Raw genomic sequence first — 5,521 nt, 5'->3', positions numbered from 1 at the left:
TTCGACGCAGACCACGACCGAGCACGTGACCAAAACGCGCTGCACCGCTTAAATCCGTATTGGCATCTGTGGTCATGAGCCACCTCCCCTTGTCGATTAGAGTATGTCGTATTGACATCAATTTATAACCCATGAGTGGGTATCTTCAGCTCAATCCCCCTTGAAAATCAAGCCCTCAACGAGCAGTTGGGCAACAGATACCGACCGTTGAGCCGCCCGAGTCGACAGTGTTTCCGGATGAATGGGGCTGCAAGCGAACCCGCTACACAGAGGCTCCAGCTGCTCCTATAGACCATTCACAACCCATAAATGATCGTCAAGCCCCTCTAACACAGCGTGTATTGATCTCATCCTGCACTCCCATCACCTTCTCCGACGATGCCGACTGCGACGCCGCGAACAGGTCATTCGTAAAATTCGCGAGACTGTCGCAGATCCTGCAAAAGTATCTCAGCCTCACTGTACTTGAACCCCGGTAGAAACAGACGACTCACTGCCTCAGTTGCCCCCAGGTCATCAACCGCACATCGTAGGTGAGTTATGGGCGGCTTGGAATCTTAAGTCTGGTTAGACCGAAAGCGAGTCGCCAAGGGTTTTTCAATGCCGAGCAAGTGCACCAGACTGCACGCGATCGCTTCGGGCTTGAGCGCTGACCGGCAGCCCCCCTTGGTCAAGGAGGAGGAATCACAGCCTTTCCACGTGACCAAGGAGCCATCCATACGAGCAACACCATCATCCCTACAGGGCAAGCCATGACCGCCAACAATCCAATGTGAATGTCTGAATAATTTATGATGACACCCACCAACCAAGGGACAATACTACACCCCGCGTTGCCGATCGCTGTCAATACAGAGAACATTGTCGCCCCTCCCTGGGGGTAGGCATCAGCAGAAACAGCTAGCATCGTTGGCCAAAGGCAACTTCCCGAAAATCCTGCGGCAATAGCAGCAGCTATTGCAATTACAGGGCTAGGCGGAAAACTGATTACTATGAAAAGAACAGCAGTAACCGCGCAACACCCAAGCATCAAAGGAACTGGTGGGACGTGCTCTTGCAAGACCGCAGCGACCATTCGGCCGAGTGCCATACCGACGGAAAATCCAGCCAGCGTAAAACCACCAGCTTCTTTCGAGTACCCTAATCCTTGTTCGACGTAGGTAGGCAGCCATTGTGAAAGCCCTGTTTCGGTTGCTCCACCTAAAAAGATGGCGATCAGACAAACGATAAAAAAGGGTTGCCGGATAAGCGCCGGCATCGAGTCCCGTTGCGTGTCTTCATCTATTAAGGGCGGCAAGGTCAACCGCAGAAACAGCAAAAAAGTAAATAAAGGCGCAGCCATCATGACGAGTGAAACAATTCGCCACGAAATACCCCACCTCAGCGCGACACTGGCGATCAGCACTGCCCCCACAGCACCTACGCAGAAAAAAGCATGCAACCAGTTCATGGCTGCGCTACGCCGATCTGGCTGCAGGGCCGCCACGATGGGGCTCAGAATCATGTCCAGTACACCCGCGCCAAAACCCATAACCGCAACGGCGAACAACAGAAAGGAGTAGGAAGGAGAGCAGGCGACTACTCCCAAACCGGCCATGGTGATCAGCAGACCGATGAGAATGAAAGCCATGGCGCTGCCACGGTCCGCCAAAGGCCCCGTAACCAGAATTGCAACGATGAAACTGAGAAACATGACAGCGGGAATTCTGCCAAGTTGCTCAGCTGTAAGCCCTGATGCTCCACCGAACGTATCACTGAATGAAGTCAGGTATACCGGTAGGAAGTTAAGCGCCATGGCCAGACATGCCATGGCGGCGTAGCACGCATAAAGTGCGCGGCTGTTTTGGCTGAATAGATTCTTCATTACTCACACGACTCTTTGAATTAGAAACGGGAGGAGGTATGCGCATCCCACAGACATTCTGTCCACTCTATTTCCGAAAAGTGTGCGGCAAATGACGAGTCACCCGGACTACTCGCAAAAAACCCGAACTGAACCGTGGTATGTGCTTGAAACATATGAAACATCCGCATCATATTAAAGATTTTTCCGTCAGCGGAATGCTCGAGCAGAAAATCGTTGCCCCGGCGACTAAGTCGGTAGTACATAGTCTGCGTAACACGATCAAGATTGGTCATTGCCCAATCCGAGAACCCGTTATTCGTGACCACCGAAAAAAGCTGCTGATAGCCATTACTCTGATATTCGATCCCGCTTTTCATCCAGTTATTATCATCTATATAGATCAACATTCCACACTGATCAAAAAACATATTGGATTCAAACGCGACCTTAGATTTCAGCGTCCAGAAACGTTCCTCGCTGCGCATCACAATACCCGGAGCATTATTGTATTCAAGACCATAATAGGTACCCCGCCAAAAGTCAGTATCAGGTGACGTATGGATGACGAGTTCATTTTCGGTAATCGAGAAATGCTCAGGAGTGTTAATCCAGTTCAGCTCGGAAAAATTGAGTTTTTTCATACTATTTTTCTGCAAACCATTGCTTGATGTCACAATGATTATTGGCGATCAGATCAGCAGCGCTCAAATCCTGCTGCAATGAGCTGGGATGACGCAAACCTATACAAAACATATGGGCGGCCTTCGCAGCGGTAACACCGTGATGGGAGTCTTCAATAACCAGACATGAACGAGGTGACACTCCAAGTCCTTTGGCCGCCGTAAGAAAAATCTCCGGATTCGGTTTACTCTCTTTAACATCAGTACCACAAATAACCTCTTTGAAAAATCGACGCAATTTCGTTTTTTTCAATATAAGCTCGACCAAATTACGTGGAGACGAAGAGGCTACGGCACAGGGCACTCTGGTATGCTCCAATAAATTGAGAAGCGCCTCCACGCCAGGCATGGATTGAAACGATTCAAAACTGATTGAGCGCATTAATTGCTGTTGATGCTGTGCCATCAGGTGGTCGATGGATTCAGTGAGCGCGTACTCATTTTTAATCGTGCTCCACATGTAGTGCTGTGTAGTTCCCAAAAAACGTGACAGATCTTTTTCATTAAGGGTCACGCCGTAGCGCAAACAGGAACTCTTTTCCTGTTCCATATAAAGGGGCTCACTGTCAACCAGAACTCCATCCATATCAAAAATAACAGCCCCTATCGCCTGCATCAGTATGGGCTCCGATTGTTCGATTCGCGCTTGAAGTGCAAGAGATTGTAATGGGGGCGTGCTTCTAAAGCATGCAGCGTAAAAGAATTGGCCATGTTGATATCCCGATACCCCTCCCCGTCAGCAAGCGTTGCAGTTGCCGCACCACCTATGATGATAGGCACCTGCATGAGTATAATTTCATCTACCAGATCGAGATTGAATACCTGCCAGTTCAGGTTGCCACCGCCCTCAACCATGATGTGTTTTATTCCGCGCGCCTCCAGCATAGGGAAAAGTCGTGTAAAGTCGACATGCTTTGCACCGGCAAAGAGCACCTCCTTTCCACAAGCACGGATATGTTTGACCATGTCATGATCACGAGCCTGTTCGGTAGTTGCGATAATAGTTTTCTCTGGTGATTTGAAAATACTGGCGGAAGCAGGCAGATCTAAGGAGGTGGTGGGAATGATACGTATTGGGTTACGACCCGACTCATAGCGATTGGTCAATTGTGGATCGTCAGTAACAATTGTATTGCGCCCTACCATGATTGCGTCGACTTCGCCGCGGAATTTATGGATAAAACGCATATCATCATCATTAAAGTTCTGAAACAACGGCTTGCTGGATGCGCCTTTGCCCATCGTCAACTTGCCATCAATTGATATCTGACTGAATACAGTAACTTTCATATTGATTCCTTGATTCCTTGATTCCGCTCGTATCATACAGAGGAAATTGGGTATTAAAAATAAGCGAGATTTGGTGTGAATACGCTTTTTATATTGGGGGCGGAAGCATCGTTCAGAAGTGCATCGAAAACCTCCGAGTGATTTTCTAGCACGTAGCGATGCGTTACCAGCCGCCCTAGCTCAGGAAGTTTTTGCACAAGACGAATTGCTCTAGGAAAGTGCTGATTGTATTCTCCAGCAGAAATAATACTGATAGCGTTAATCAGGAAGTACTTAACAGGCAGCATGTAATGATAGTCGCTATCAAATCCAAAAAGTACAATTCTCCCACCGCGACCGATGTAGCGTGAAGCTGTATCGATCTGATTACCGACAGTATCGATAACAACATCAAACTTTTCTTGGTGCTGCATCTGCAACTCAAGATCATCGGCATGTATAACATCAAGACTTTGTGAGCGGCCGAACTGTATTCGATGTGTGTTTCGATCAGTGGCGAGCGTGTCAACTCCCATTGAGCGCAGAACGATCTGCGCAATCAGACTCATAGGGCCAGACCCTAGGATCAACACACGCTCTCCCGCTCGAATGAACGCCTGGTCTATATTATTCAGAATGCAGGCGACAGGCTCAACCAACACACCAGCTGCCCAGCTCATATCGTCTGGCAATTGATACACAAAACGCTCACGAGTAACGAAGCGCTCGGCAAAAGTTCCATGTTTGTTGACACCTGCGATATCCAACCCAGCGTTCGCCCCCCCATTGCATAGGTGCGTTTTAGCAAGACGGCAAGGTTCGCAAACGCCACAGTATTCGTTGGGATCAACCACCACCCGCATCCCTTTTTGTAGGTGTACTACGCTCTCACCTACATCGATAATAATGCCAACTGCTTCGTGCCCGCGTATAATGCCGACCTCTCCACCTTCACGGCCCGACAATACCGCCAGATCAGTTCCGCATATACCTGATAGCACGATATCGATTTCTACGCCGTCAGGAGCAAGCATGACAGGATCCTTGCAATTCACAAGTTCAAGCCTCTGGTTATCCATTAAGCCCAGTGCTTTCATAAGTTGATAATCACTCCATTTCTACCAGGAAAATATTAGCCACAAAGCGCTTTTGCTGCCAAACCTGCTGCAACGCTTAGCCTTAAGCAATGTTGGTCTGCCCAAGCATCTCTGACCCATCGACAAAAGTCGCACACGATGAGTGGCTGTTCTTCCAGTTTTGGTTCCAGATTTTTCGCGCCTCGCCTCGCTGCCGCCCGGTCCCCCGTACAAACGGGTTGATTTTTCAGCCCCTCCCCTCACAGGCGCAATGAAGCAGGCTGAGGCAATCAAAGCCCCAAAGAGCCGAAATGGTCTGAAGCAAATGGCAAGGCAAAGGGTTTGAATGGAATGGGTAATAAGGGTAAGTGCCTTACCCGAAAAGGCCGGCGGGCCCGCCGAAAATGGATGCCGAAAGGGTTAGAAAGGCAGCTTTGCACGAATTGGAATTTACAAAAAACCATCCTAAACAAGCACTTGGAGGCTACATTTTCTTCGGCAGGCATGGCAACATCGGTTCGCTGACACTGTTTGGATCCCAACCATTCAGGTGGAGGCTGATGTACTTAACCTTTCCAGGATGGATATGGGTTTCGACTTGTCACGCTGAGCCCTATAGAGCAAAAGGCCCACCATGACTTCATCATGGG

At 49.1% G+C, this 5,521-nt stretch carries 5 protein-coding genes and 2 pseudogenes; all 7 read right to left on the bottom strand.

Features of this window, described 5'->3' with window-relative positions; translation table 11 throughout:
• Positions 1–133: pseudogene (locus tag ABJ99_RS30070) on the bottom strand (DUF3742 family protein); the annotation flags it as partial.
• A 189-nt stretch (positions 134–322) separates the two neighbouring features.
• Positions 323–535 (bottom strand): annotated as a pseudogene (locus ABJ99_RS29365) (hypothetical protein); the annotation flags it as partial.
• Between the two features lie 135 nt (positions 536–670).
• A complete protein-coding gene (locus tag ABJ99_RS22475) occupies positions 671–1,864 on the bottom strand; it encodes an MFS transporter (protein ID WP_054087690.1) in 1,194 nt (397 codons plus the stop codon).
• Between the two features lie 20 nt (positions 1,865–1,884).
• Complete coding sequence (locus ABJ99_RS22470; protein ID WP_005746552.1) at positions 1,885–2,487, bottom strand: DUF1349 domain-containing protein; 603 nt, start codon at positions 2,485–2,487, stop codon at positions 1,885–1,887.
• 1 nt (position 2,488) lies between these two features.
• Positions 2,489–3,142 (bottom strand): HAD family hydrolase, encoded by a 654-nt coding sequence (locus ABJ99_RS22465; protein WP_005746551.1) that lies wholly within the window; start codon positions 3,140–3,142, stop codon positions 2,489–2,491.
• On the bottom strand, positions 3,142–3,816 hold the full coding sequence (locus ABJ99_RS22460; protein ID WP_005746550.1) for a dihydrofolate reductase family protein: 675 nt from the start codon (positions 3,814–3,816) through the stop codon (positions 3,142–3,144). Before ABJ99_RS22460 ends, ABJ99_RS22465 begins: the two co-directional genes overlap by 1 nt.
• A gap of 53 nt (positions 3,817–3,869) precedes the next feature.
• A complete protein-coding gene (locus ABJ99_RS22455; RefSeq protein ID WP_005746549.1) occupies positions 3,870–4,892 on the bottom strand; it encodes a zinc-dependent alcohol dehydrogenase in 1,023 nt (340 codons plus the stop codon).
• Positions 4,893–5,521 lie beyond the last annotated feature (629 nt).

Source organism: Pseudomonas syringae pv. cilantro (assembly GCF_001293775.1).
Lineage (GTDB): Bacteria > Pseudomonadota > Gammaproteobacteria > Pseudomonadales > Pseudomonadaceae > Aquipseudomonas > Aquipseudomonas syringae_P.
This window is presented reverse-complemented; position numbering and strand designations above follow the sequence as displayed.